Origin of the sequence: Phyllobacterium phragmitis, assembly GCF_002980495.1 — a bacterium.
GTDB lineage: Bacteria > Pseudomonadota > Alphaproteobacteria > Rhizobiales > Rhizobiaceae > Paramesorhizobium > Paramesorhizobium phragmitis.
This window is the reverse complement of the sequence record NZ_PVBR01000016.1, coordinates 19,188-45,095: the sequence shown is the minus strand read 5'-3', so window position 1 is coordinate 45,095 and position 25,908 is coordinate 19,188. Positions and strand designations below refer to the sequence as shown.

Genomic DNA, 25,908 nt, shown 5'->3' with positions numbered 1-25,908 from the left:
ACATGCAGACCAATTTCACATCAGAGCAATTGCGCGATCCGGTAATAGCGGAATCGGAAAAGATTTTACGCAAATGCGTTCATTGCGGCTTCTGCACGGCGACCTGCCCGACCTATGTGACGCTGGGCAATGAGCTCGACAGCCCGCGCGGGCGCATCTATCTCATCAAGGACATGCTGGAAAATGGCCGGGCCGCCGACGAGCAGATCGTCAAGCACATCGACCGCTGCCTCTCGTGCTTGGCTTGCGTGACCACATGCCCATCCGGTGTCGATTACATGCATCTGGTCGATCACGCCCGCGCCCATATCGAGAAGACCTACCGCCGCCCGTTGATGAACCGGCTGACCCGGGCGCTGCTCGCCTTCGTGCTGCCCTATCCCGCACGTTTCCGCGCAGCCCTGTCGGCGGCGAAACTAGGCCGCCCCTTCACGCGCCTGTTCAGGGTCATCCCGGGCCTCAAACCCGTGGCCGCGATGCTCGATATCGCGCCGCGTTCCGTGCCCGCCAGATCAGCCTTCGCCGAGGCCGGAACGCACAGGCCTGATGCCGCCACGCGCGGCCGCGTCGCCATATTGACCGGCTGCGCCCAGCCGGTGTTGAAACCCGGCATCAACGAGGCGACGATCAGGCTTCTCAACCGGTTCGGCATCGAAGTGGTGGTGCCGAAAGGCGAGGGCTGCTGCGGCTCGCTGGTGCATCACATGGGGCGCGAGGAACAGGCGCTCGATGAAGCCAGGCGCAATGTCGATGTCTGGACCCGCGAGATCGACAATGGCGGCCTCGATGCGATCATCATTACCGCCTCGGGTTGCGGCACGACGATCAAGGATTACGGCCATATGCTCCGCCTCGACCCGGCCTATCGCGACAAGGCGGCGAAGGTTTCAGTGCTGGCCAGGGATATCACGGAATATCTGGCGGAACTCGACCTGCCGGCGCCGGAAAGGCCCGGCGGCCTTACGGTCGCCTATCATTCCGCCTGTTCGATGCAGCACGGCCAGAAAATCACCCGCCAGCCGAAGGCGCTACTCGTGCGGGCGGGTTTCACGGTAAAGGAACCGGCGGAAGGGCATCTGTGCTGCGGTTCGGCCGGCACCTACAACATCATGCAATCGGAAATCGCGCAGCGCCTGCGTGACCGCAAGGTGAAGAATATCGAAGCGACGGGCGCCGATGTCATCGCCACCGGCAATATCGGATGCATCACCCAGATCGCGTCCGGCTCGAAGCTGCCGATCGTGCACACGGTCGAACTCATCGACTGGGCCTATGGCGGGCCGAAGCCCGCCGACCTGACGATAACGGAGAAAGACGCCGCCTGAAAGCCGCGGGCGTTCAGATACTATCCGGATGAGGCCCGATCCGGCCGTTGCTGCCGTTGAGGGCTGAAATCGCGTCATGGTCGCCCGATGACAGCTTGAAGCCGAAAACGTCGAAATTCTCCTGGATGCGTGATGGCGTCACGGATTTCGGGATGATGATATTGCCGATGTCGAGATGCCAGCGCAGGATGGTCTGCGCCACGGTCTTGCCGTGCTTCGCGGCGATCTGCTTCAGATCCGCATTTTCCAAAATCTTGCCTTGGCCGAGCGGGCTCCATGCCTCGGTGGCGATCCCCTTCTTCTCGTGAAAGACGCGCAGCTCGTCCTGCTGGAACTGCGGATGCAATTCGATCTGGTTGATCACCGGCGTCACGCCCGTTTCCGCAATCAGGCGCTGGAGGTCGGCAATCCGGAAATTCGACACGCCGATCGACTTCGCCCGGCCGTCCTCCTTGAGCTTGATGAAGGCGCGCCAGGTATCGAGGAAGCGGTCCTGCCCCGGCACCGGCCAATGGATCAGATAAAGATCGACATAATCGGTGCCGAGCCGCTTCAGGCTCGCGTCGAAGGCGCGGAATGTCGAATCATAGCCCTGATCGGCATTCCACAGCTTGGTCGTCAGATAGATGTCGCCGCGCGCCACGCCCGAAGCCTTCAGCGCCTTGCCGACGCCTTCCTCGTTTCCGTAGAACGTAGCGGTATCGATATGCCGGTAGCCTGTCTCCAGTGCCTGCCCGACGGCGGCGACGGCTTCGTCATTGCCGATCTGCCAGACGCCATAACCGAGTTGCGGTATCTCATTGCCGTCGTTCAGCTCTATCCTGGGTATGGTCATGGTTCATCCTTTGCTTATAGTCCCCGGCTTATTGTCCGGCTCTCGGGAGAGGCAAGGTTATCAGCCCTGGCGGGAGCCCCCAACTATTATTGGGAGCAGATACTATCGGGACCAGATATCGTTTAGAAGAATATCATCGGAAAAACTTGCACGGGGCAAGAGCAGCCATATTATCGATATGGCGTTTGCAGAGAAAAGAAAAAGGGCAGCGGCGTTCGCTCCGCTGCCCAGTTGTGACGCCCTTGCGGGCATCCCCTCTCTCCTTGGGTTTTTACATGACCACGACCTTGGTGCCGATTTTCACGCGCTCGTAGAGATCGGTGACGTCTTCGTTGCGCATGCGGATGCAGCCGGACGAGACCGCCGCGCCGATGGTCCAGGGCGCATTGGTGCCATGGATGCGGTAAAGCGTGGAGCCGAGATAAAGCGCGCGGGCGCCGAGCGGATTGGCCGGGCCGCCTTCCATGTGAACCGGCAGGACGCGGCCCTTCTTCTTTTCGCGCGCGATCATTTCCGCCGGCGGACGCCAGTCGGGCCATTGCGCCTTGCGCGTGATCGGGTGGGTGCCTCTCCAGCCGAAGCCCTCTTTGCCGACTCCGACGCCATAGCGCCGGGCCTTGCCGTTCGGCTCGATGAGATAGAGGAATTTCTGCGCCGTATCGACGACGATGGTGCCGGGCTTGTGCGGACCGTCATAGGCGACCGTCTGCGGCAGGAAGATCGGGTTCATCTGCCGCTGCCGCCGTTGCTCGACGGGACGTTGAGCCGGGCGCTGCGCCGGACGCCTGTAAACCACGTCGCGGTAGCGCGGCGGCTGATCTGCAACCATCCCAGGCGCGCGGCGCATTGCGGGGGTACGGCGCACGACGCGGCCCGTCGTGGGGGCCATGACGCGGGGTTTAGCTGCATATCGCGGCCGCTGCTGCAATTGCATCACCCATGGCGCGGTGAGGTCGGGGCTCAGCATGACCGGAGGCCTGCTGGCATAGCGGTCATTGGCCCATGCTCCGCCCGCGGAAAGCGCGGAGATGGTGATCGCCGTCACGGCGGTGATGAGAAGTAGATGGCGAGGTTTCATATCTTGTGCCATTGCCTTGGCCAGCCCTCGGCTCCTGACATGATGCTGTCAGGAGGGGGGTGGCAGTGTCGATGACGGGATTGTGGCCGAGCTTCAGAGTCGGAAAAGTGAATCGAATTCAATAAAATGCGATTCTTTTACAGAACCGTTTCTTGTGGTTAGCACCCGGTTTCGAATGCTGGTTAACATCGCCTGAACGGCGGGAAAAAGAAAAGTGGAATACGCATCATGACCGAGGAAACGCCCGTGAAAACGGGACTTATTGAAGGCGCGGACGGCAAGACGCGCTGTTTCTGGCCCGGCATCCTGCCCGACTATCTCCATTATCACGACCATGAATGGGGCAGGCCCGTTGCCGACGACCGGCGCCTGTTCGAAAAGATCTGTCTGGAGGGCTTCCAGTCGGGTCTGTCCTGGCTGACGATCTTGCGCAAGCGGGAAAATTTCCGCGAGGCTTTCGAAGGCTTCGATTTCGAGCGCGTCGCCCGCTTCGGCGAAAGCGATGTCGAGCGGCTTCTCGGCAATGCCGGGATCGTCCGCCATCGCGGCAAGATCGTCTCGGCCATCAACAATGCCAGACGCGCCATCGATCTGGCATCCGAGAAGGGCTCGCTTGCCGCCTATTTCTGGTCGTTCGAGCCTGATGCGGCGGAAAGGCCCGCCATCGTCGATTATCCGACGCTGACCGCCAATCCGACCAGCCCGACATCGATCCGCCTGTCGAAGGATCTGAAAAAGCGCGGCTGGAGCTTCGTCGGGCCGACGACGATGTATGCGCATATGCAGGCCATGGGCCTCGTCAACGATCATATCGAGGGCTGCTGCTGTCGCGCCGAGGTGGAGGCTATGCGGCTGAAATTCAAACGGCCGAGGTGAGGGGACATCTCCGGCTTTATTGAACCGGCCCGCAAAACCTGCGATAATTGCCGGAAATCGCGTGAGTTTCCCCGAGGTTTTCATGAGTATCGCATCGCTGTTGATTTTCGCCGGCACGCTGCTTGTCGCGGCGGGTTCGCCCGGACCGAGCATCGGTGCCCTGGTGGCCCGCGTCATCAGCCGCGGCTACAAGGACGTCCTGCCCTTCCTCCTCGCCATGTGGATCGGCGAGGCGATCTGGCTGTCGCTCGCCGTATGGGGGCTGGCAATGGTGGCGCAGACCTTCCATCTCGTCTTCACGATCATCAAATATGTCGGCGTCGCCTATCTTCTCTTCCTCGCATGGAAGATGTGGACGGCCCCTGTCGAGGTGCATGACGGCGCTCTGCCGAAGGAGAACTCTGCGGGAAAGCTGTTCGTGACCGGCCTCGCGGTGACGCTCGGCAACCCCAAGATCATGATGTTCTACATGGCGCTGCTGCCGACGATCATCGATCTTAGCCATGTCTCCGTTGTCGGCTGGGCCGAGCTGACGGGCGTCATGGTGCTGGTGCTGATCATTGTCGACCTGTTCTGGATCGTGCTCGCGGCACAGGCCAAGCGCTTTCTCAGGAGCACGCGCGCCATGCGCATCGCCAACCGCACCAGCGCCACCATGATGGCCGGCGCCGCGGCAGCCATCGCCACGCGATGAGGTTGTCATGGTTTAATTGAAAACGCTGTCGGGACAACGGCCTTTCTCCTGCCGTCATTCTCGGGCTTGTCCCGAGAATCTGCGACAAGGAAAAGAAAAGGAACTACCGTTCTGACAAATCATGCCGCTGTGGATTCTCGGGACAAGCCCGAGAATGACGGCCAGAGAGGAAGCTGTTTCAAGCTAGCTTCTGACAAACTCTAAAGCTTGCCAGGCTCCAGCCTCTACGCTAGGAACCGCCTTGTTGGATTTGTCGATCGACAATGATCGCCAAAATCTACAAAACCTACAAATTCCAGACATCGGACAAATGACATGGCGAACAAGGCTGACAAGGTGAAGGCACGGCTTCCGCGCGGGCTTGTCGACCGCCATGCCGCCGATATCCGCGCCACCGACAAGATGCTGGCGGCGATCCGCGAGGTCTATGAGCGCTACGGCTTCGACCCGGTGGAAACGCCGATGATCGAATATACCGATGCGCTGGGCAAGTTTCTGCCGGACCAGGACCGGCCGAACGAGGGCGTCTTCTCCTTTCAGGACGATGACGAGCAATGGCTGTCGCTGCGCTATGACCTGACCGCGCCGCTGGCGCGCCATGTGGCGGAAAATTTCAACGAGATCCAGCTTCCCTACCGCACTTATCGCGCCGGCTATGTCTTCCGCAACGAGAAGCCGGGCCCGGGCCGTTTCCGCCAGTTCATGCAGTTCGACGCCGATACGGTCGGCGCGCCTTCCGTATCGGCGGATGCCGAGATGTGCATGATGATGGCCGATGTCATGGAAGCCCTTGGCATTGCGCCCGGCGACTATGTAGTTCGTGTCAACAATCGCAAGGTGCTCGATGGCGTGATGGAAGCGGTCGGCGTCACGGATGAGGCGCAGAAGCTCACCATCCTGCGGGCCATCGACAAGCTCGACAAGTTCGGCGAGACGGGTGTGAAGCTGTTGCTCGGCCCTGGCCGTAAGGATGAAAGCGGCGATTTCACCAAGGGCGCGGGGCTCGACGAAGACCAGATCGAAAAACTGGTCGTGTTGTTCCGCACGCCCAACATAAACTGGCTGAGCAAACCATCCAACGACGCCACCATCGATACGTTCGAGAAATCACCCTTCTTCGTGAATTCCACGTTCAAGATCGGCGTTACTGAACTTCGGGAAATAGCGACACTGGTCGAGGCTGCCGGATATGGCACCGACCGTATCCGCATCGACCCCTCCATTGTCCGCGGCCTCGAATATTACACCGGCCCGGTCTTCGAAGTGGAATTGACCGCCGAGATCCCCAATGAGAAGGGCGAGATCGTGCGTTTCGGCTCGGTCGGTGGCGGCGGGCGCTATGATGGGCTCGTCTCGCGTTTCCGTGGCCAACCTGTTCCGGCGACGGGCTTCTCCATCGGCGTGTCGCGCCTGATGACGGCGCTGAAGAACCTGGGCAAGCTTGGCGAAGGTGATGTGCTTGCCCCCGTGCTCGTCACGGTGATGGACGGCGATATGGAAGCCATGGGCAGATATCAGGATTTCACCCAGAAACTCCGCTCAGCCGGCATTCGCGCCGAGATGTATCAGGGCAACTGGAAGAAATTCGGCAACCAGCTGAAATATGCCGACCGCCGCGGCGCACCGCTCGCCATCATCCAGGGTGGGGATGAACGGGCCAACGGCCAAGTTCAGATCAAGGATCTGATCGAGGGCAAGCGCCTTTCCGAGGAGATCGAAAGCAACGAGGAATGGCGCGCCAGCCGCCCCGCGCAAGTGACGGTGATGGAAGCTGACCTGGTGGCCGAAGTGCGCAAGATGCTCGACCAGCAGGCCGAGGATCGCGTTAGGGGGGCGTGACATTATGCTTGGTTTACCGGTGCTCACCCCCCTCTGCCCTGCCGGGCATCTCCCCCTCAAGGGGGGAGATTGGCTGGCACGACCCTCTTTGCCTATCCTGCAACGTCTGCGATTGGTGCCGAACGTCTATGAAGGCATAATCTCCCCCCTTGAGGGGGAGATGGCTGGCAAGCCAGAGGGGGGTGTGATCGTAAAGGCGCTCTGCAAGGATCTGCTCGCATGACCCCCTCCCGCCTTCCCGCTTTCGCCAAGGACCTCTCCGCATTTCTCTCCGGCCGCGATGCCGAGTTCGTCGATATCCCAGTCATCCAGCCTGCCGATCCGTTCCTCGACATGGCCGGCGAGGATCTGCGCCGGCGCATTTTTCTGACCGAGAACGAGAATGGCGACAGCCTTTGCCTGCGGCCCGAATTCACCATTCCGGTCTGCCGCAACCATATCGCGCTCAATGCCGCGACGCCGAAGCGCTATGCCTATCTTGGCGAGGTCTTCCGCCAGCGCCGCGAGGGCGATACCGAATTTTACCAGGCCGGCATCGAGGATCTGGGCGATGCCGATGAGGCGCACGCCGATGCCCGTTCGCTGGCCGACGGGCTTGCCTGCGTGCGGGCCGTGGCGCCCGATGCAGCCTTTGAGATCGTGCTCGGCGACCAGACGATGTTCGAGGCGGTGCTCGCTGCCCTTGGCCTGCCGCGCGGCTGGCAGAAGAAGCTGGCGCGCACCTTCGGCAATCCATCGCAGTTGAAGAGCCTGCTCGCCGGCCTCTCCTCACCGCGCGAGAATGGTGCGCTGCCAGAGCCGCTTGCCGGGCTCGTCGCCGCGGGCGATGAAGCCTCGCTTGCCGGCTTTCTCGAAACCGAGATGCGCGACGCCGGAATTTCGCCCGTCGCGGGCCGCACGCCCGCCGAGATCGCCCACCGTCTGGTCGAGAAAGAAAGCCTTGCTTCCATCAGGCTGCCGAAGGAAGCCTTTGCGGCGCTCGAAGCCTTTCTCGTCATCCGCGAACCGCTCGACCGCGCGCCGCAGCACCTCCGCGAGTTCGCCGCGCGAAACCAATTCGATCTCGGCGACGCGCTGAAGGCTTTCGCGGCGCGTGCCGACGCTATTAAAGCGGCTGGCATCGATCTCGGTCGCGTCCATTACGACGCGGCATTCGGCCGTCCGCTCGATTATTACACGGGTCTCGTCTATGAGATTCGCGCCGCTTCGGGCGACATGCCGGGGGCGATCGTCGGCGGCGGACGCTATGATCGGCTTTTGACGCTTCTCGGCGCGCCGAGCCCCATTCCCGGTGTCGGCTTCTCCATCTGGCTCGACCGGCTGGAAGACCTTGCGGAGAGGCCGCGATGACCGCCACATCGACAACCGTCACGCTGGCGCTTCCATCCAAGGGTCGCCTGAAGGAACAGGCCCTCGAAATCCTCGATAATGCCGGGCTGACGGTCGTTCTGCCGCAGGACCAGCGCAATTACCGGGCGCGGGTCGAAAATGTCGAAGGCATCGATATCCTGTTCCTGTCGGCCTCCGAGATCGCCCGGGAGCTCGGCTATGGCGGCGTCGATCTCGGCGTTACCGGCGAGGATTTGATCCGCGAGACGCTTGCCTCCGCCGATGAGCGCGTCGTCGTGGAAGCGCCGCTCGGCTTCGGCCATGCCGATGTCGTGGTGGCTGTGCCGGAGGTCTGGCACGATGTGACGACCATGGCCGATCTCGATGATGTCGCCGCCGATTTCCGTCAGCGTCACGGGCGCAGGCTCAGGATCGCCACGAAATATTGGCGCCTGACGCAGCAGTTCTTCTCGCAAAAGCACGGCATCCAGGTCTATCGCATCGTCGAAAGCCTCGGCGCGACCGAAGGCGCGCCCGCTGCCGGTTCCGCCGATATCATCGTCGATATCACCTCGACCGGCTCGACGCTCAAAGCCAATCGCCTCAAGGTGCTCGAAGACGGCATCATCCTGCGTTCGCAGGCCTGCCTGATTTCAGCCCGCCGCAGCGGTGGTAATGCGCGTGTCGCCGAAATCGCCGCCCGCATCCGCAACAGCCTGAAATCCTGATCCGGGCGAGGATATCATGCCGGTAATCATCCGAGACGAAGGGCCAGCCGACATTGCCGCGATCCATCGCGTGGTGGAGGCGGCTTTTCGCCAGTCCGTGGAGGCGGATCTGGTCGACCGGCTTCGCGCCGACGGCGACAGCGTGATTTCACTTGTCGCGGAGGAAGACGGGAAGATCGTCGGGCATATTCTCTTTTCGCCCATGTCCGCGCCCTTTCCGGCGCTCGGGCTGGCGCCAGTGTCCGTCCTGCCCGAAAGGCAGCACGCGGGCATCGGCAGCAAGCTTATCCGCGAAGGCCTGAAACGGGCGGAACGAGAGGGCTGCCGTGCTGTATTCGTTTTGGGCGAGCCGGAATATTACAGGCGTTTCGGCTTCGATCCCGCCTTGGCGGCAGGCTTCGCTTCAGCTTACGCCGGACCATATCTCATGGCGCTGCCCCTTAATGGGGAGATGCCCGCCGAAAAGGGCGGGATAGACTATGCCCCGGCCTTTGCGGCGCTGGGATAATACAAAAAGGCCGCGGAGATCGTCCGCGGCCTTCTCGACATTTGCGTCTTTTCGATCAGCCGCGCTTGGCGTCGATCGACAGCGCGCCGGCGCCGGCCGCCGCGAGCACGAAGAAGCCGCCGGCGATGGCGATGTTCTTCTGGAAGTTGATCATCTGCATCATGTCGGCAAAGTTCGTGTGGGCGATGAGAGCCGATGCGATGCTGAACAGGCCGAGCGCGATTGCCGCGATGCGGGTCTGGAAGCCGACGAGAACGGCAAGGCCGCCGAGAAGCTCGAGCAGGCCGACGAGGACCGCAACGATCGTCGGGGCCGGCAGGCCCATATTGGCGAAATAGCCGGCCGTGCCGCCAATGGCGGTCAGCTTGCTGAAGCCGGCGGGAATGAAGAGCGACGAGAGAAGAATACGGCCGAGTAGATTGCCGTATGGATTGCTGGAATAGGCAGAGGCTGACATGTAATTGTTCTCCGGATTGTGTTGCAAGGCAGATAGACAATTGCAGTTGTCAAGGAAAGCCGCATAATTCTCGACAGATCGTTCACTAATATGAAACGCGTTCTGCCTATTCCGGTGCGATCATCCGTTCCGGCCGAACGAGCTTGTCGTAATCCTCCGCCGAGACGAGCCCGCTGGCAAGCGCTTCCTCGCGCAAGGTCGTGCCTTGTCTGTGCGCCGTCTTGGCGATCTTGGCGGCATTGTCATAGCCGATCGCCGGCGCCAGCGCCGTCACGAGCATCAGCGAGCGTTCGAGAAGCTCCTTGATACGGACTTCGTCGGCCTCTGTCCCCTTGATGCAATTATCGGCGAAAGACACCATGGCGTCCGAGAGGATCCGGATCGATTGCAGCACGTTGAAGGCGATGACCGGCTTGAACACGTTGAGTTCGAAATGGCCCTGGCTCGCTGCAACGGTGACGGTGGTATGATTGCCGAAGACCTGTGTCGCCACCATGGTCAGCGCTTCGGCCTGGGTCGGGTTGACCTTGCCCGGCATGATCGATGACCCCGGCTCGTTTTCCGGCAGCTTGAGTTCGCCAAGGCCGGAGCGCGGGCCGGAACCGAGGAAGCGGATATCATTGGCGATCTTGAAGAGATCGGCGGCAAGCGCGTTGAGGCTGCCGTGGAAATTGGTGATGGCGCCGTGGCTGGCCAATGCCTCGAACTTGTTCGGCGCGGTCTTGAACGGCAGGCCGGTGATTTCCGAAACCACGTCGGCGAAGCCGGTGTCGAAACCCTGCGGCGCATTGAGGCCGGTTCCGACCGCCGTGCCGCCCTGGGCGAGCAGGAAGATGTCGGAAAGCGCTTCCTCGATGCGTTTGCGGCCATATTCGAGCGCGGCGCGATAACCGGAAAACTCCTGGCCGAGCGTCACGGGCGTGGCGTCCTGCGTATGCGTGCGGCCGATCTTGATGATATCGGCGAACGCCGCTTCCTTCTCCTTCAATGCCGCGATCAGATGATCGAGCGCGGGGTAGAGCCGGTTCGTCGTCTCGACGGCGGTCGCGATATGGATCGCAGTCGGGAAGCTGTCGTTCGACGACTGGCTCATATTGACATGATCGTTCGGGTGAACCGGCTTCTTGGAGCCGAGCGTCCCGCCCAGAAGCTCGATCGCCCGGTTGGAGATGACCTCGTTGGCATTCATGTTGGATTGCGTGCCCGAACCGGTCTGCCAGACGACCAGCGGAAAATGATCATCGAGCTTGCCTTCGATGACTTCCGCCGCCGCAACCGTGATGACGCGTCCGATCACCGGATCGAGCCTGCCGAGTGCGATATTGGTTTCCGCCGCCGCGCGTTTGACGATCCCCAGCGCATGGATCAGGGGCAGGGGCTGCCTCTCGCCGCCGATCTTGAAATTGTGCAGGGACCGCTCCGTCTGCGCTCCCCAATAACGATCCGAAGCCACTTCGATCGGGCCGAACGTATCGGTTTCCGTGCGTGTTCCTGCCATTCTCACTAATCTCCGTTTCTCATCACCATGTCGGGGAATATAGGCGTTTTGCAAGCCGTTTTGACGGGAACGCTCACGTGTCGTCCCCATTTTCGTTCTCGTCATCGTTCCCGGAGATCCATGCGGCAGGATCGATCTTCTTCTGCGTCCGGCTGTCGGTGAATATCCACCATCCGGTATCGGCTTCGTCCCAGTCGCCGCCTCCTGCCTTCAACTGCGCGAGCGAGTGATACCGCGCAACCGTTTCGTTTTCCCGCTCGTCATCGTCGGTCCATAAAACGATGATCTTGGTGCCGTTCATCGGCGCGGTGGAGATGGGAAGCTTCTTGCGCATGGACGTCTCCTGTTGATGTCAGGAGTTTACATAGCGCGAGAATGATCCGGAACAAAGCCGGGCATCCTGGGGAACACCCGGCTTTGTCTTAGAGTATGTCAGGACGAGCTCGAAACAGCTTCCCCTCTGGCCGTCATTCTCGGGCTTGTCCCGAGAATCTACGACGGTATGATCTGTCAGAACGGTAATTTCTTTTCCTATCCTTGTAGTAGATTCTCGGGACAAGCCCGAGAATGACGGCAGGAGAGGGGCATTGTCCTCTCACATAGTTCTCAGGCGTCGCGGGCGGCCTTGAGCGCCTTCGACCACCAGACGAGCTGGTCCAGCATGTTGGTCGCTGCGTCGGTCAGATGCGGGTAATCGCCAAGCTGCTTTTCGCCCTTCGCCACGGCGAGATATTCCGGGAAGAGGATATGCACGCCGGTCTTGACCGAGGCGGCCTGCATCTCGACGGCGATCAGCCGCAACTGCTCGACCGCGCGGGCGCCGCCGACACCGCCATAACCGACGAAGCCGAACGGTTTCTGAATCCATTCGCCCATATCGATGGCGTTTTTCAGCACGGCGGTCGGTCCATGATTGTATTCGGCGACGGTGAAGATGTAGCCGTCGAATTCACGCATCTTCTTCTTCCAGCGCTCCGCCGTTTCATTCTGGGGTTCGGTGGTGCGCTCCTCGCCCAGGAATGCCATGGGATAGTCGAGCAGATCGACCACTTCCACATCGATATCATCGCGTGCTGCCGCAAGCTCCGCGATCCATTTTGCCGGGGCGGGGGCGAAGCGCGATCCGCGCGTGCTGCCTATGATGACGGCGATCTTCAATTTTGCCATGAGTAATGAGCCTTTCTTCATGAAGGGTGGTAACCAAAAGAAACCGAGGTTATATATCGGGCCATGTTTCAGCGGCGCAAGGAGGCACTTTTTTGAAACCGGATCACTTCGAGGTAACCTCCGAATGTACGGCGGTAAATGAAATTCTGTCGCGTGTCGGCGACAAATGGACGGTGCTGGTCGTCAATTATCTAGGTAACCACCCGATGCGCTTCAACGAATTGCGGCGCACCGTATCGGGCATTTCGCAGAAGATGCTGACGACCACGTTGCGCGGGTTGGAACGCGACGGGTTCGTCACGCGCACGGTTTTCCCGACCATTCCGCCTCGTGTCGAATATGAACTGACGGATCTCGGGCGCGAGCTGCTTGTCCCGGTTCGTGCGTTGGGTGAATGGGCTATCGAGAACGAGGAGCGGGTCAGCGCGGCACGCAAGCGATTCGATGCCGCCCGAGGCGCAGCACAAGAGCCGTTCCGGCCCGCCGGAAGCATGAGCGAAGCCGCTGAATGAAATAAGGGAGGGGACGTTCTGAGGGGGGGTGGAAAGGCGGATGTTGATCCGCCTTTCCGGTTGCCTGAGACAGGACTTCCCTAAAGCGGGGGCAATCGGAAGTCCATCTTGTTCGGCAAGCCCCTGCCGAGCGGTTGACCATGTTTGCCGAAGCCAGTCAATCAGAACTTTCTAACAGAAGAGGTCGGTTAACAGCCGATATCGGCGTATGGTTAAGGCTTTCTTACGCCGAAGGGATAGGTGGTTCCGGCAACCGGCCATTGTGGCATGCAAGAGGCATTGCCACACAAAGAAAGAAAAAGACGGGCACGAAGCCCGCCTTTCCTATTCCGGAAACAGGACTTCTTAGAAGTCCATGCCGCCCATACCGCCCATGCCGCCGCCCGGCATTGCAGGCATTGCGGATTCCTTCTTCGGAAGCTCGGCGATCATGGCTTCGGTCGTGACCAGCAGGCCGGCAACCGATGCAGCGTTCTGGAGAGCCGTGCGAACGACCTTGACCGGATCGACGATGCCAAGTGCGATCAGATCGCCATATTTGCCAGTCGCCGTGTCGTAGCCGTAGGTGTCCTGCTTGTTCTCGAGGATCTTGCCGACAACGATCGAAGCTTCGTCGCCCGCATTCGTGGCGATCTGGCGGGCCGGAGCCTGCAGGGCGCGACGGACGATGTTGATGCCGGCCTCCTGATCGGCATTGATGCCCTTGACGGTGATCGCAGCCGAAGCACGCAGCAGAGCCGTGCCGCCGCCGGCAACGATACCTTCTTCAACGGCCGCGCGGGTCGCATTGAGGGCGTCGTCGACGCGGTCCTTCTTTTCCTTCACTTCGACTTCCGTCGCACCGCCGACGCGGATCACGGCGACACCGCCAGCAAGCTTGGCAAGACGCTCCTGCAGCTTTTCCTTGTCGTAGTCCGAAGTGGTCTCTTCGATCTGCGCCTTGATCTGGTTGACGCGAGCGGTGATCTCGGCCTTCTGGCCGGCGCCGTCGACGATCGTGGTGTTTTCCTTGGTGATCGACACCTTCTTGGCGCGGCCCAGCATGTCGAGCGTAACGCTCTCCAGCTTGATGCCGAGATCTTCGGAGATCACCTGACCACCGGTGAGGATGGCGAGGTCTTCGAGCATGGCCTTGCGGCGGTCGCCGAAGCCGGGAGCCTTCACGGCGGCGATCTTCAGGCCGCCGCGCAGCTTGTTGACGACGAGCGTGGCAAGAGCCTCGCCCTCGACGTCTTCAGCAACGATGACGAGCGGCTTGGAGGACTGGACGACAGCTTCGAGAACCGGCAGAAGAGCCTGAAGGTTCGAGAGCTTCTTCTCGTGCAGGAGGATGTAGGCGTCCTCGAGATCGGCCACCATCTTTTCCGGATTGGTGACGAAGTAGGGCGAGAGATAGCCGCGGTCGAACTGCATGCCTTCGACGACTTCCAGCTCGGTTTCGGCGGTCTTGGCTTCCTCGACGGTGATGACACCCTCGTTGCCGACCTTCTGCATCGCCTTGGCGATCATCTCGCCGACGGATACGTCGCCATTCGCCGAGATCGTGCCGACCTGGGCAACTTCTTCCGACGTCTTGATCTTCTTGGCCTTCTTGACGAGATCCGCGACGACTTCGGTCACGGCCAGGTCGATGCCGCGCTTCAGGTCCATCGGGTTCATGCCGGCGGCAACAGCCTTGGCGCCTTCCTGAACGATCGCCTGACCGAGAACGGTCGCGGTCGTGGTGCCGTCACCGGCGATGTCGTTGGTCTTGGAAGCCACTTCGCGCAGCATCTGCGCGCCCATGTTTTCCAGCTTGTCTTCCAGCTCGATTTCCTTGGCGACGGTCACGCCGTCCTTGGTGATGCGCGGAGCGCCGAAGGATTTGTCGATGACGACGTTACGGCCCTTGGGACCAAGCGTTACCTTAACCGCATCGGCAAGGATATTGACGCCGGACATCAGGCGCTCGCGCGCGTCACGGCCGAATTTTACTTCTTTGGCAGCCATTTTTGTCTCTCCTGGGATTTAACCCGGTTTGATCTATGGTGAGGATATGAAAGGGGATCGGCAATCAGCCGATGATGCCGAGAATGTCGGATTCTTTCATGATCAGCAGGTCTTCGCCGCTGATCTTGACTTCGGTGCCCGACCACTTGCCGAAGAGGACGCGATCGCCTTCCTTGACATCGAGCGGAACCAGCTTGCCGGCATCGTCACGGGCGCCTGCGCCAACTGCGACGATCTCGCCTTCCTGCGGCTTTTCTTTGGCGGTGTCGGGAATGATGATGCCACCGGCAGTCTTCTCTTCCGATTCGACCCGACGAACCACGACGCGGTCGTGAAGCGGGCGGAACTTGGTCTTGGCCATGGTTTGAACCCTTGATGTTTGCAATGGATTGACGGCATGAACCGATGCTGGTTCACGGTTATTAGCACTCTATGGGGATGAGTGCCAATATGCTGCGGAAATAGAATTCCAGCCTCGATTTGTCAAGGGAACAAACGGCGGAACGGAGGATCATTCGAGTTCCGCTGCCCGAAGGAGCTTTGCCTGAATATGGTATGATCAGGCAGATAAACAAGGCCGCGGGCTTCAACCCGCAACCTGCCCGCAACCTGTTTGAATTCATCGTGAGTTTGGATTAGCGTTAACAGAAAGTAGCCGCGCCTCCGGGATGACCGAAGACGCAAACCACCTATTCGACGCACCTATCCAACGATGCGCAGGTTCGAGAGTTCATCGCCGATCTGGCGGAAGGTCTCCGACAGATCTCCGCCGGTCGTGTTCCAGAACAGCTTCGCCGGCTTGCTCGCATCGCCCGGATCGCGGCGGCTGCGTGAATCCGACGCGCAGGTTGTCAGCGCGTCGATCTGCCCCCGGACCCGCTTCCTTTCGTCGGCGTTGCCCTTGGTGGCATCGAGATCGAGCGCCACCGTCATGACGATGATTTTGGCCCTCTTCACATCGTCGCACAGCGTCGCGAACTGCTCGTTCATCGCGGCGGAATAGTTTTCAATGGTGTGCAGACCGGTGTTGGCGTTGCTTGTGTTCTGGAAGAGGCGTGTTCTGGAAGACGTTTTCTGCCCCACATAGCCGAATGCGGAATAGTCGGAGATGCTTCCCGCCTGATCGTCGGCGCGGAAATAGGTTCGGGGATAATACGTGTTGGCGCCGTCCGTCAGCACAATGACAACCTTGTCATTGCCGCGCTCGGTCTCGGCGCGTCCCTCGGTGAACGGTTCTCCACTCGAAATGGTCCGCCATCCCCATGCCATGCCTTCCGGAACATTGGTCGCGCCCAACGGCGCCATGTCGTCGATGGCGTTCCTGATCGTGTTCAGCCCGGCGGTGGTCGAGACATCCGTCAGCGGCGTGATCGGCGTGGTTGTGCAGCTATAATTTGGTCCCTCGCCGGGATGCAGGTTCCTGTTATTATAGGGGGCGGTTGCAAAATACTTTATAAGGCCCCGCTGCCGGGCGACAGCGCCGGGATCGCCGTTGCTCCAATCGTCAGGCCACCAATCATTGCGTGCCCTCGCTGTGTCATATTCATCCGGCGCAAACATCGGCACGAAAAGCGTGTCGGGAGTGGCGGCGCTTGGCCTTGTATCGTCCAGATTGTAGCCTCCCGGTCGCGCCTCGACGCAGCCGCGCCAATTGGCGAACGGGGCGGTCTGTGTGCCATACCAATTGGTATGGATTTTCAGTTCCTTGAACAGGTCGAACCTTGTGTAGGGCCTGTCTCTTTCTGAGATCGGCCAGCCCTTGCCTGTCCGCTTGTACTGGCCGTCCAGGAAGGCAAGCTGCTTGTTCGTGCCGAGCGTGATCGGCTGGCTGATATCGAAATTCTCGTAATGGATGGAGGAGCGACCTTCCTTGTCTAGCCACGTCGCGCTCGGATCATCCGCATATTGCGGCCCCACATTGACCGACGCGGCAAAGGGAACCACGGAAAATTGCACCGATTTGTCGATGCGCGTCATCAGCCCGGCCTGCCCAGCCATGCTGTCCACAAGCTGCGTCGCTGCTGTTCTAAGCAGGTCTATGCGATCCTCGCCCGAGCCGGTTCCCTTCTCACTCATCGAGCCTGAATTATCCAGAACCAGCGCCACCTCGACCGTGTTCTTCACACGCACGTCCGAGACCATATGGTATTTGAACCCGTTCCAATCGCCGCCGCCGAGCGAATTGGCAAGCGTTCCGAAAAGCGAATTGTACGTAAGGTCCGCGACGGCTGAAATCTGCTTCTTCGTGTCGCCATCGCTTGGCAGGACGATGTTGAACTGGACGTTGTCCGGGTTCATCACCTTCAGATTGGCGGCGAAGAATTTCTGGCCATAATCCTGCATGACCGCTTCCGAAGCGCCGCCGCCGAAACGCCGCCCGACCGCCAGTGCCGCCGCATCGAGGGCGTGTTGCACATTGGTCTTGGTCCGCACCAGATTGGCCGCGTCGATGGCCGCCATGCCGGCGAGCAGCAGGGGAGCCATGACGAAAACAGTCATGATCGCGAAATTGCCGCCTTCGTCGCGCCGAAAGCGCGCCAGAATCGATAAGCTTTTTGCCCCGCCGGCCGCTATGGCCGCCCGCTTGTGTTCCGCTTTCATCTGTTCCCCGCTCCCCAAGAGCATTCTTCCTTGCCCACCATGGAAGAATTCTGTCCACTCATAGCAGACAGGCTTCTAACGGTTGGTCACGAAGCTCGGTAAAATTTGAATGAAGCGGAAGAGAGGAACGCAACCAGGCTCTGCGTTGCCGCGATTTTGAAGGCGAAAGCAGATGACATGCCCGGCGGCTTCGGCTAATCCGAACGCGCCCGCCTTAGAGTTGCGCCCGCCGCAAAACGCCATAGCAAAGGATCCCGCATGTTCAGCCTTCCCAAGATCGAACGCCTTGATGAACTGATGCCCGGATATGACGTCCTGCTCTGCGATGTATGGGGCGTTCTGCACAACGGCATCAACGCGTTCGCTGCCGCAAGCGCCGCATTGCAGCGCGCGCGCAAGGCCGGGCTGACGGTCGTTCTCATCACCAACGCACCGCGCCCGGCGCCGCTGATCACCGCACAATTGTCGCTGCTCGGCGTCCCCGACGATGCCTATGACCGCATCGTCACGTCAGGCGACGTGACGCGCGACCTGATCGCCAGCGGTCCGCGCCGCCTGTTCCATCTGGGACCGGACCGGGACCTGTCTCTCTATGAGGGGCTCGACATCGATCTGGTCGAGGCGTTCGAGGCCGCAGGCGTGGTCTGTACCGGCCTGGTCGATGACGAGATCGAGGTGCCCGACGATTATGCCGATATGCTCGCGCGCTTTCGCTCGCGCGACCTGCCTTTCATCTGCGCCAACCCGGATATCGTGGTGGAGCGCGGCAACCGCCTGATCTGGTGCGCCGGTGCCCTGGCGCGCGATTATGGCCAGCTCGGAGGGCGCACGCTGATCGCCGGCAAACCGCACCGCCCGATCTACGAGGCGGCGCTCGCTGCCGCAGGCGAGGTGCGCGGGCAGGCAGTGGACAAGGCCCGTGTGCTGGCGATCGGTGACGGTATGCTGACCGATGTGAAGGGCGCCGAGCAATTCGGGATCGATATTCTCTACATCTCCGGCGGAATTCATGCCGGCGATTATGCCGACCAGGGCATAGTGGATGTCGAAAGGCTGCTTGATTTTCTCAAGAAGCATGGCAGCAATCCCGTCGCCACCATGCACACTCTTAGCTGAGCGATGTTTAGATTGAGGAGTAGTCTGCGGTGCCAGCCCCCTCTCTTGCAAATTCTAGGGACTTAGCAAAGCTAAGCCCAAGAATTTGCTTTCTCTCCCGCAAGGGGAGAGATACGGATTGCATCGCTGTTGCCGCTTATAGCGAGCATTCCAGCTTGGCAGTGAAGGTGGTGCAGCGTTATCTCTCCCCTTGCGGGAGAGAAAGCGATTTCAACATCTTAGCTGGAGCGAAGCGGAGGCTAAGTGTTAGAAATCGCAAGAGAGGGGGAAACGTCCTCCGCCCTTTAATCCTCAACGGAACCCAGAGCCGCACACGCCATGCCTGACTTTCTCCGCCTCGCCAGCCCAGCAGACCTGCCTGCCCACCTCAGGGGCGCGGTCGTGGCCATCGGCAATTTCGACGGCGTGCATCGCGGCCATCAGGCCGTGCTGCAGCGCGCGCTCGATCTGGCCGAGGCGGAGGGCCGGCCGGCGGTGGTGCTGACCTTCGAGCCGCATCCGCGCAGCGTCTTCGTGCCGGATCAGCCTGTCGACCGGTTGACGCCGGCAATAGAAAAGGCCGAGCTTCTTGACGCGCTTGGCTTTAATGCGGTGGTCGAACAGGAATTCACGCGCGCCTTTGCCGAACATTCGGCGGAAGATTTCGTCCAGTGGATCATCGTCGACAAGCTCGGGGCAAGCCGCGTCGTCACCGGCTTCGATTTCCATTTCGGCAAGGGCCGGCAGGGCGGCCCGGCCTTTCTCATGGATGCGGGCATGCGGCTGGGCTTCGAGGTCACATTGGTCGATGCCTTTCGCGACGAGGGCGGCGAGGTCGTCTCGTCGAGTCGGATCCGCTTGGCTCTGGGTGAGGGGGACGTCGCCGGCGCCGCGGCGCTGCTCGGTTATCGCTATACGGTCGAAAGCGAGGTGGTGGAGGGCAAGAAGCTCGGCCGCACGCTGGGTTTCCCGACCGCAAATATGGCGCTGCCGCCGCAGACCCACCTGAAGCACGGCATCTATGCCGTGCGGTTTCGCCGCGCCGACGGCTCGCTCCATGACGGCGTTGCCAGCTTCGGTCGCCGCCCGACGGTCGATACGGACGGCCCGCCGCTGCTTGAAACCTTCCTGTTCGATTTCTCCGGCGATCTCTACGGCGAGATTTGCGCCGTTTCCTTCTTCGCTTATCTGCGTGGCGAGGTGAAGTTCGACGGCCTCGACGCATTGATGGTACAGATGCGCCAGGACGAGGCGGAAGCGCGCGCCGTGCTTTCCGGTGTACGCCCGCTGTCGCGGCTTGACCGGGCGTTTAATTTCGAGGAAAAGCGTATCGGTTGATTTTTCTACCTCAAGTTTAAACAATTTTTACCGATTGCGCTGCAAAGACTGTTTACTATACCCCCGGCTTTCTCTCGCCGTTTCCGGAGTTTGATTTTGCGTATTTATCCATTGGGCGTCCTTTCGGGCGCAGTTCTTTTCACCCATATCGCTTCCACCTCTCTCGTTCAGGCCCAAGAAACCGAAAACCGCCGGCATTTCTGGTCGGGCGACTGGTATCTGACGGTTGGCGCCGCGGGCTTCGTCGCGCCGCGTTTCGAGGGATCGAGCAGCCGCGTCTTCAGCGCGACGCCGATGATCTCGCTGGGACGTGCCGGCGCCACCACGCGGTTTTCTTCGCGCAACGACAATCCGTCCTTCGCCTTCATCGACACGGAAACGTTCCGCGCCGGCATCGCCGGCAAGCTGCTCTTCGAGCGCGATGGGGATACAGCCGATGAGCTGAAGGGGCTCGATCCCGTGCGCTGGGGCGTCGAGGCGGGTGGCTTCGTCGAAGTCTACCCGACGGACTGGCTGCGCATTCGCGGCGAGGTTCGCCACGGCATCCGCGCGCATAAGGGCGTGGTGGCCGATGTCGCCGCCGACGCCTTTGTCGACGTGACGCCGACCGTCCGCATATCAGGCGGACCGCGCGCCTCCTTCGCCACCAAGGATTATTTCGACACCTATTATGGCGTCGATGCCGATGAGGCCGTGGCCTCGGGCCTGAGCCAGTATAAACCCGGCGGCGGCTTCAAATCGGCCGGTATCGGCGGCGCGGTGACATGGAAGACGACCGAAAAGCTGACCACCAGCCTCTTCGCCGAATATGCCCGCCTGCAAGGCCCGGCAGCCGATTCGAGCCTGGTCAAGGAACGCGGCTCGCGCAACCAGTTCACCATCGGCGCATCGGCGACCTATCGGTTTGATTTCTCGTTGTAGGGAATAGAGGGGGTATGCGCGGCATCCACCCCTCATCCGACCGCGCTTACGCGCGGCCACCTTCTCCCACAAGGGGAGAAGGGAGGAGACCTGCATATGCCCCTATTGCCGATTGTCAGCGTCCGCGATTAGCATTTACCTTCGCGTAGCGCCTCCCTTCTCCCCTTGTGGGAGAAGGTGGCCGCGAAGCGGTCGGATGAGGGGTAGATGCCAAACGCTACGTTTTCTGGCGCTCGCCTCTTTATTATACGCCGCGTCATTGCTAAAAGCGGCGTCATGATACGCATGTTCAGGCTTTTCATTTCGGTCATACGAATTAGTGGCTGGCGAATTAGTGGCCCGGCCTTCCCCGCTGCCTGAGAGGGCAGTCGCGTCAAGCGGGAAGGTCCGGGAACGACCGGCTTACGCCCACTCGCATTCACCGTTTTATTTGGAATCCGCCCGCTTGTGCCTTTCCCGCGCGGGCCTGAGAATGAGCCAGAAACATGACCGATACGACCGGAAAAATCGATTATTCGAAAACCCTCAACCTGCCGCAGACGGAGTTTCCGATGCGCGCTGGCCTGCCGGCGCGCGAGCCGCAGTTCGTCGCCCGCTGGGAGGAGATGGACCTTTACAGGAAGCTGCGCGAGGACGCCAAGGACCGTCCGCTCTATGTGCTTCATGACGGCCCGCCCTATGCCAACGGCAACATTCATATCGGCCACGCGCTCAACAAGATCCTCAAGGACGTCATCACGCGTTCCTTCCAGATGCGCGGCTACAATTCCAATTACGTGCCCGGCTGGGACTGCCACGGCCTGCCGATCGAATGGAAGATCGAGGAACAATACCGCGCCAAGGGCCTGAACAAGGACGAGGTGCCTATCAACGAATTCCGCAAGGAATGTCGTGAGTTCGCCACGCACTGGATCAAGGTGCAGGCCGAGGAGTTCAAGCGCCTCGGTGTAACAGGCGATTTCGACAATCCCTATCTGACCATGAATTTCCACGCGGAAAGCCGCATCGCCGGCGAATTGCTGAAATTCGCCAGGTCCGGCCAGCTCTATCGCGGGTCGAAGCCGGTGATGTGGAGCGTGGTGGAAAGAACGGCGCTTGCCGAGGCGGAAGTTGAATACCAGGATGTCGAGAGCGACATGATCTGGGTGAAGTTTCCGATCAAGTACGTAATAGGTGGTGCAGGACCTGCGTGGGGAGGCCTAGACCTTTCGGATACTCCAACTAATTCAGAGACGAGTAAGCTCTTCCCCGGATACTCGATTGTGATCTGGACAACCACGCCATGGACGATCCCTGGAAATCGCGCGATCGCTTTTTCCAAGCGTGTTAATTACGGACTCTACAAGGTCACGGCAGCGGAAAATGAATTTGGTCCGCAGCCGGGAGAACATCTTGTATTTGCAGACAGCTTGGCCGGCGAATGCGGTGCCAAAGCGAAGATAGAGTTAGAACGACTTTATGATGTCCCTTGGGAGGTTCTGGCCGCGGCTCGCTGCAGCCATCCATTAGCAGGCCTCGGCGGCGGCTATGAATTCGACATCCCGCTCCTCGCCGGCGATCACGTCACCGATGATGCCGGCACGGGCTTCGTCCACACCGCGCCGAGCCATGGCCGCGAGGATTTCGACGTCTGGATGGAGAATGCGCGTGAACTTGAGGCACGAGGTATCGATTCATCCATCCCGTTCCCTGTCGACGATGCCGGCTTCTTCACCAAGGACGCGCCGGGCTTCGGGCCGGATCGCGAGGGCGGTGCTGCGCGCGTCATTGATGACAACGGCAAGAAGGGCGATGCCAACAAGGCGGTCATCGAGGCGCTGATTGCGCGAAACATGCTGTTCGCGCGCGGACGGCTGAAGCACTCCTATCCGCATTCCTGGCGCTCCAAGAAGCCCGTCATCTTCCGCAACACGCCGCAATGGTTCGTCTATATGGATAAGGATCTGGGCGACGGCACGACGTTGCGTAGCCGCTCGCTCAAAGCCATCGACGAGACGCGTTTCGTCCCGTCGCAGGGACAGACGCGTTTACGTTCGATGATCGAGGACAAGCCGGACTGGGTTCTGTCGCGCCAGCGCGCCTGGGGCGTTCCTATCTGCGTCTTCGCCGATGAGAACGGCAATGTGCTGAAGGACGAGGCGGTCAACCAGCGCATCCTCGATGCCTTCGAGGCTGAGGGCGCCGACGCATGGTTTGCCGAAGGCGCGCGCGAGCGCTTCCTGGGCAGCCGCGCCAATGAGCCATGGCAGCAGGTCCGCGATATTCTCGACGTCTGGTTCGATTCAGGCTCCACGCATGCTTTCACGCTGGAAGATCGCCCGGATATGAAATGGCCTGCCGACGTCTATCTCGAAGGCTCCGACCAGCATCGCGGCTGGTTCCATTCGTCTCTTATCGAAAGCTGCGGCACGCGCGGGCGCGCGCCCTACGACACCGTCGTCACCCACGGCTTCACCATGGACGAGCAGGGCAAAAAGATGTCCAAGTCGCTCGGCAACACGGTGACGCCGCAGGACGTCATCAAGGATTCGGGCGCCGATATCCTGCGCCTGTGGGTGATGACCACGGATTATTGGGAGGATCAGCGTCTCGGCAAGAGCATTCTCCAGACCAATATCGATGCGTATCGCAAGCTCAGAAACTCCATCCGCTGGATGCTCGGCACGCTCGCCCATGACGACGGCGAAACGATTGCCTATGCCGATCTGCCGGAGTTGGAGCGGCTGATGCTGCATCGCCTGGCCGAACTGGACGAGGTTGTGCGTGCCGGCTACGACGCTTTCGATTTCAAGCGTATCGCACGCGCGCTCATCGATTTCATGAATGTCGAGCTTTCGGCATTCTATTTCGATATCCGCAAGGACGCGCTTTATTGCGACGCGCCGTCGAGCGTCCGCCGCAAGGCGGCGCTGCAGACCGTGCGCCAGATTTTCGACCGCGTGACCACCTGGCTTGCACCCATGCTGCCCTTCACAACGGAAGAAGCCTGGCTCGACCGGTATCCGGGAGCTGTCTCGATCCATTTGGAGCAGTTCCGCGACACGCCCGCCGAATGGCGCGACGAGGAATTGGCGGAAAAATGGCGCAAGGTGCGCAGCGTTCGCCGCGTCGTCACCGGCGCGCTGGAACTGGAACGCGCCGATAAGCGCATCGGCTCGTCGCTGGAGGCGGCACCTGTCGTCCATGTCACCGATCCGGCGCTGATGGAGGCTATCCAGGGGCTCGATTTCGCTGAAATCTGCATCACCAGCGATATCACGGTGACGGACGAAGCTCCCCCTGCAAATGCATTCACGCTGGACGATGTCGATGGCGTGGCCGTGGTCCCGGTGCGCGCGACGGGCGTGAAATGCGCCCGTTCCTGGCGCTACACCCATGATGTGGGCAGCGATCCGGAATTCCCCGACGTCTCGGCGCGCGACGCGGCGGCATTGCGGGAACTGAAGGCGCTCGGCAGGCTTGCCGCCTGAGGGCAGGCAGTCGCATATGGCGAAAGGAAATGCGCGGCATCTACCCCTCATCCGACCTCGCTTACGCTCGGCCACCTTCTCCCACAAGGGGAGAAGGAAAGAGGTGACATCGCCGCATCAACCCCATATGCGACAGCCCCGTGCCTGATCGCAGGCTGAACGCGACATTCGTGAAAAGGTATGCGGCAGTTGCGGATAAGAGAGATATCCGCAATTGCCGCTTCGTCCTCGGTCATGTACAAGGCCATTTGCGAGCCACAATCTAGGGGGCTTGCCATGGAGTTGCCGGAATTTTACGGCAGGGCTGCCGGTGATGGCCGTGTACCGGCTGAAACGATCAGTCTGGTGATACGGGTGAGAAGTGGCGATAATGAAGATTAATGGACAGTTTCTGATTTTAGGGGCGGCCTTCGCCGGCTTTGCGCTTTCGGGCTGCGTTTCCTCCCCGACCTACGGCACGGACAAGACTGCCGGCGCGCAGCTTCTTGACGACATGTCCAACATCGCCTCCTTCGGTTCGCGCAACAACGGTCAGCGGATCGAATACAAGCCGCGTCCGGAGCTTGTGAAGCCCGTCGCAGGCCGGGCAGCCACGTTGCCTGCACCGCAGGAGAGCGTGGCCCGGTCAGGCGCGAACTGGCCGGAATCGCCCGAGGCGCGCCGCAAGCGTCTGCGTGACGAGGCGACGGCCAACCAGGGCAACCCGAACTATGTTTCGCCGATCGCCGGTGACGGCCCTGTCGCGACATCCTCGTCGTCGAAGAATCTGGCTTCGGCCAACAGCCGCGCCGCCGACCGCGCCTCCCGCGGCAGCAATCTGTCGCCTGAACAATCGGCGGAGATCATCCGTCGCCGTCAGGTTGCGAAGACGGGCTCGCCGACGAGCCGGCGCTATCTCAGCGAGCCGCCGCTGGACTACAGGCAGCCAGCCAGCTCGGCGCCCGTGGGCGATGTCGGTGAGGACGAGGCCAGGAAGGAACGCGAGCGCAAGGCTGCCGCACGCGGCTCCAAGAGCTGGCGCAATTACCTGCCGTGGTAGAAGGGAGTAGGTGAGTAAGGGAATAGGGGAGTATGTTTTGCAGAAAAGAACATATTCCCCTATTCCCCTATTCCCCTATTCCCCTCCCTGGGCCGCTTCGTTTTGAAAAAATCCTTCAGCAGCGCCTGCGCTTCCTTTTCGGCGAATCCCGAATAGACGTCGGGCGCGTGATGGCAGGTCGGTTGCGCATAGAACCGGGCTCCGTTTTCCACGCCGCCGCCTTTGGGGTCCGACGCGCCGTAGTAAAGACGCCTTATGCGGGCAAACGAAATGGCCGCCGCGCACATGGCGCAGGGTTCGAGCGTCACATAGAGATCGCAGCCGGTGAGCCGTTCCTCGCCAAGCGACGTGCATGCCGCGCGGATGACTAGGATTTCCGCATGCGCCGTCGGATCGTTCAACTCGCGCGTCCGGTTGCCCGCGCGCGCAAGCATCTCGCCATTGCGCACGACGACCGCGCCGACGGGAACCTCGCCCCGCGCCGCCGCCAACCGCGCTTCCTCGAGCGCGATGGCCATCGGGGCGGCGGCTGAAACGTCTTTTTCCATTGCGGTGGTATCCTTTCGGGAAATTTCGCTCGCATGCTCCTATTCGATTTGTTAGTTACCG

The 25,908-nt window shown here is 60.8% G+C and carries 23 protein-coding genes; 13 read left to right on the top strand and 10 right to left on the bottom strand.

Annotated elements, in window-relative coordinates; translation table 11 throughout:
- The first annotated feature begins 2 nt into the window (after nt 1–2).
- Entirely contained in the window at nt 3–1,325 is a 1,323-nt protein-coding gene (glcF, locus tag C5748_RS19390) for a glycolate oxidase subunit GlcF (protein WP_105743587.1), read from the top strand.
- 13 nt (nt 1,326–1,338) lie between these two features.
- On the opposite strand, the gene C5748_RS19385 is transcribed toward glcF, so the two are convergent.
- Nucleotides 1,339–2,160 (bottom strand): aldo/keto reductase, encoded by an 822-nt coding sequence (locus tag C5748_RS19385; protein WP_105743586.1) that lies wholly within the window; start codon nt 2,158–2,160, stop codon nt 1,339–1,341.
- A gap of 271 nt (nt 2,161–2,431) precedes the next feature.
- Nucleotides 2,432–3,238, bottom strand: coding sequence for a L,D-transpeptidase (locus C5748_RS19380; RefSeq protein WP_105743585.1), 807 nt, complete (start codon nt 3,236–3,238; stop codon nt 2,432–2,434).
- 228 nt (nt 3,239–3,466) lie between these two features.
- Between C5748_RS19380 and C5748_RS19375 the strand changes: the two genes are divergently transcribed.
- The 6 genes from C5748_RS19375 to C5748_RS19345 all read left to right on the top strand — a co-directional run bounded on the left by C5748_RS19375 (nt 3,467) and on the right by C5748_RS19345 (nt 9,212).
- A complete protein-coding gene (locus C5748_RS19375; protein ID WP_105743584.1) occupies nt 3,467–4,114 on the top strand; it encodes a DNA-3-methyladenine glycosylase I in 648 nt (215 codons plus the stop codon).
- Nucleotides 4,115–4,196: 82 nt separating this feature from the next.
- On the top strand, nt 4,197–4,808 hold the full coding sequence (locus C5748_RS19370) for a LysE family translocator (protein ID WP_105743583.1): 612 nt from the start codon (nt 4,197–4,199) through the stop codon (nt 4,806–4,808).
- Between the two features lie 315 nt (nt 4,809–5,123).
- Entirely contained in the window at nt 5,124–6,647 is a 1,524-nt protein-coding gene (gene hisS / locus C5748_RS19365) for a histidine--tRNA ligase (protein WP_105743582.1), read from the top strand.
- 219 nt (nt 6,648–6,866) lie between these two features.
- Entirely contained in the window at nt 6,867–7,997 is a 1,131-nt protein-coding gene (locus C5748_RS19355; protein ID WP_105743580.1) for an ATP phosphoribosyltransferase regulatory subunit, read from the top strand.
- Entirely contained in the window at nt 7,994–8,704 is a 711-nt protein-coding gene (gene hisG, locus C5748_RS19350; RefSeq protein ID WP_105743579.1) for an ATP phosphoribosyltransferase, read from the top strand. The genes C5748_RS19355 and hisG overlap by 4 nt, the downstream gene beginning before the upstream one ends.
- Nucleotides 8,705–8,720: 16 nt before the next feature.
- Nucleotides 8,721–9,212 carry a GNAT family N-acetyltransferase gene (locus C5748_RS19345; protein ID WP_105743578.1) on the top strand — a complete coding sequence of 164 codons (492 nt, stop codon included), beginning with the start codon at nt 8,721–8,723 and terminating at the stop codon, nt 9,210–9,212.
- 55 nt (nt 9,213–9,267) lie between these two features.
- On the opposite strand, the gene C5748_RS19340 is transcribed toward C5748_RS19345, so the two are convergent.
- From C5748_RS19340 to C5748_RS19325, 4 genes are all read right to left on the bottom strand, one after another.
- A complete protein-coding gene (locus tag C5748_RS19340; protein WP_105743577.1) occupies nt 9,268–9,669 on the bottom strand; it encodes a DoxX family protein in 402 nt (133 codons plus the stop codon).
- Nucleotides 9,670–9,775: 106 nt separating this feature from the next.
- Nucleotides 9,776–11,167, bottom strand: a complete 1,392-nt coding sequence (gene fumC / locus C5748_RS19335; RefSeq protein WP_105743576.1) for a class II fumarate hydratase — start codon at nt 11,165–11,167, stop codon at nt 9,776–9,778.
- A 73-nt stretch (nt 11,168–11,240) separates the two neighbouring features.
- Nucleotides 11,241–11,501 (bottom strand): hypothetical protein, encoded by a 261-nt coding sequence (locus C5748_RS19330; RefSeq protein ID WP_105743575.1) that lies wholly within the window; start codon nt 11,499–11,501, stop codon nt 11,241–11,243.
- Nucleotides 11,502–11,773: 272 nt separating this feature from the next.
- Entirely contained in the window at nt 11,774–12,334 is a 561-nt protein-coding gene (locus C5748_RS19325) for an NADPH-dependent FMN reductase (RefSeq protein ID WP_105743574.1), read from the bottom strand.
- 92 nt (nt 12,335–12,426) lie between these two features.
- Here C5748_RS19325 and C5748_RS19320 point away from each other — a divergent pair, with 92 nt between their 5' ends.
- Nucleotides 12,427–12,846, top strand: a complete 420-nt coding sequence (locus C5748_RS19320) for a winged helix-turn-helix transcriptional regulator (protein ID WP_105743573.1) — start codon at nt 12,427–12,429, stop codon at nt 12,844–12,846.
- A gap of 345 nt (nt 12,847–13,191) precedes the next feature.
- On the opposite strand, the gene groL is transcribed toward C5748_RS19320, so the two are convergent.
- From groL to C5748_RS19305, 3 genes are all read right to left on the bottom strand, one after another.
- Nucleotides 13,192–14,835 carry a chaperonin GroEL gene (gene groL, locus C5748_RS19315; RefSeq protein ID WP_105743572.1) on the bottom strand — a complete coding sequence of 548 codons (1,644 nt, stop codon included), beginning with the start codon at nt 14,833–14,835 and terminating at the stop codon, nt 13,192–13,194.
- Between the two features lie 64 nt (nt 14,836–14,899).
- The gene (groES, locus tag C5748_RS19310) at nt 14,900–15,196 is read right to left on the bottom strand and encodes a co-chaperone GroES (RefSeq protein ID WP_105743571.1); all 297 of its coding nucleotides are present in this window, start codon (nt 15,194–15,196) and stop codon (nt 14,900–14,902) included.
- Nucleotides 15,197–15,537: 341 nt separating this feature from the next.
- The gene (locus C5748_RS19305; RefSeq protein WP_199194841.1) at nt 15,538–17,436 is read right to left on the bottom strand and encodes a pilus assembly protein; all 1,899 of its coding nucleotides are present in this window, start codon (nt 17,434–17,436) and stop codon (nt 15,538–15,540) included.
- Between the two features lie 258 nt (nt 17,437–17,694).
- Between C5748_RS19305 and C5748_RS19300 the strand changes: the two genes are divergently transcribed.
- The 5 genes from C5748_RS19300 to C5748_RS19270 all read left to right on the top strand — a co-directional run bounded on the left by C5748_RS19300 (nt 17,695) and on the right by C5748_RS19270 (nt 25,299).
- Nucleotides 17,695–18,552, top strand: a complete 858-nt coding sequence (locus tag C5748_RS19300) for a TIGR01459 family HAD-type hydrolase (RefSeq protein WP_105743570.1) — start codon at nt 17,695–17,697, stop codon at nt 18,550–18,552.
- A 318-nt stretch (nt 18,553–18,870) separates the two neighbouring features.
- On the top strand, nt 18,871–19,869 hold the full coding sequence (locus C5748_RS19295) for a bifunctional riboflavin kinase/FAD synthetase (RefSeq protein ID WP_105743569.1): 999 nt from the start codon (nt 18,871–18,873) through the stop codon (nt 19,867–19,869).
- A gap of 147 nt (nt 19,870–20,016) precedes the next feature.
- Nucleotides 20,017–20,790: a MipA/OmpV family protein gene (locus C5748_RS19290; protein ID WP_245581876.1), complete on the top strand. Its 774-nt coding sequence runs from the start codon at nt 20,017–20,019 to the stop codon at nt 20,788–20,790.
- A gap of 485 nt (nt 20,791–21,275) precedes the next feature.
- A complete protein-coding gene (gene ileS / locus C5748_RS19280; protein ID WP_105743566.1) occupies nt 21,276–24,260 on the top strand; it encodes an isoleucine--tRNA ligase in 2,985 nt (994 codons plus the stop codon).
- 370 nt (nt 24,261–24,630) lie between these two features.
- Complete coding sequence (locus tag C5748_RS19270) at nt 24,631–25,299, top strand: hypothetical protein (RefSeq protein ID WP_105743564.1); 669 nt, start codon at nt 24,631–24,633, stop codon at nt 25,297–25,299.
- A 59-nt stretch (nt 25,300–25,358) separates the two neighbouring features.
- On the opposite strand, the gene C5748_RS19265 is transcribed toward C5748_RS19270, so the two are convergent.
- Entirely contained in the window at nt 25,359–25,847 is a 489-nt protein-coding gene (locus tag C5748_RS19265) for a nucleoside deaminase (RefSeq protein WP_245581869.1), read from the bottom strand.
- Between the last annotated feature and the right edge of the window lie 61 nt (nt 25,848–25,908).

Excerpts from the sequence above, each read along its gene's own strand:
- C5748_RS19380 (WP_105743585.1), bottom strand. The coding sequence starts at position 3,238 with ATGAAACCTCGCCATCTACTTCTCATCACCGCCGTGACGGCGATCACC.
- ileS (WP_105743566.1), top strand. The coding sequence starts at position 21,276 with ATGACCGATACGACCGGAAAAATCGATTATTCGAAAACCCTCAACCTG.
- C5748_RS19300 (WP_105743570.1), top strand. The coding sequence starts at position 17,695 with ATGTTCAGCCTTCCCAAGATCGAACGCCTTGATGAACTGATGCCCGGA.
- C5748_RS19355 (WP_105743580.1), top strand. The coding sequence starts at position 6,867 with ATGACCCCCTCCCGCCTTCCCGCTTTCGCCAAGGACCTCTCCGCATTT.
- C5748_RS19295 (WP_105743569.1), top strand. The coding sequence starts at position 18,871 with ATGCCTGACTTTCTCCGCCTCGCCAGCCCAGCAGACCTGCCTGCCCAC.
- C5748_RS19330 (WP_105743575.1), bottom strand. The coding sequence starts at position 11,501 with ATGCGCAAGAAGCTTCCCATCTCCACCGCGCCGATGAACGGCACCAAG.
- hisS (WP_105743582.1), top strand. The coding sequence starts at position 5,124 with ATGGCGAACAAGGCTGACAAGGTGAAGGCACGGCTTCCGCGCGGGCTT.
- C5748_RS19375 (WP_105743584.1), top strand. The coding sequence starts at position 3,467 with ATGACCGAGGAAACGCCCGTGAAAACGGGACTTATTGAAGGCGCGGAC.
- C5748_RS19265 (WP_245581869.1), bottom strand. The coding sequence starts at position 25,847 with ATGGAAAAAGACGTTTCAGCCGCCGCCCCGATGGCCATCGCGCTCGAG.
- C5748_RS19325 (WP_105743574.1), bottom strand. The coding sequence starts at position 12,334 with ATGGCAAAATTGAAGATCGCCGTCATCATAGGCAGCACGCGCGGATCG.
- C5748_RS19385 (WP_105743586.1), bottom strand. The coding sequence starts at position 2,160 with ATGACCATACCCAGGATAGAGCTGAACGACGGCAATGAGATACCGCAA.
- C5748_RS19345 (WP_105743578.1), top strand. The coding sequence starts at position 8,721 with ATGCCGGTAATCATCCGAGACGAAGGGCCAGCCGACATTGCCGCGATC.
- groES (WP_105743571.1), bottom strand. The coding sequence starts at position 15,196 with ATGGCCAAGACCAAGTTCCGCCCGCTTCACGACCGCGTCGTGGTTCGT.
- glcF (WP_105743587.1), top strand. The coding sequence starts at position 3 with ATGCAGACCAATTTCACATCAGAGCAATTGCGCGATCCGGTAATAGCG.
- C5748_RS19270 (WP_105743564.1), top strand. The coding sequence starts at position 24,631 with ATGAAGATTAATGGACAGTTTCTGATTTTAGGGGCGGCCTTCGCCGGC.
- C5748_RS19370 (WP_105743583.1), top strand. The coding sequence starts at position 4,197 with ATGAGTATCGCATCGCTGTTGATTTTCGCCGGCACGCTGCTTGTCGCG.
- fumC (WP_105743576.1), bottom strand. The coding sequence starts at position 11,167 with ATGGCAGGAACACGCACGGAAACCGATACGTTCGGCCCGATCGAAGTG.
- hisG (WP_105743579.1), top strand. The coding sequence starts at position 7,994 with ATGACCGCCACATCGACAACCGTCACGCTGGCGCTTCCATCCAAGGGT.
- C5748_RS19340 (WP_105743577.1), bottom strand. The coding sequence starts at position 9,669 with ATGTCAGCCTCTGCCTATTCCAGCAATCCATACGGCAATCTACTCGGC.
- groL (WP_105743572.1), bottom strand. The coding sequence starts at position 14,835 with ATGGCTGCCAAAGAAGTAAAATTCGGCCGTGACGCGCGCGAGCGCCTG.
- C5748_RS19305 (WP_199194841.1), bottom strand. The coding sequence starts at position 17,436 with ATGAAAGCGGAACACAAGCGGGCGGCCATAGCGGCCGGCGGGGCAAAA.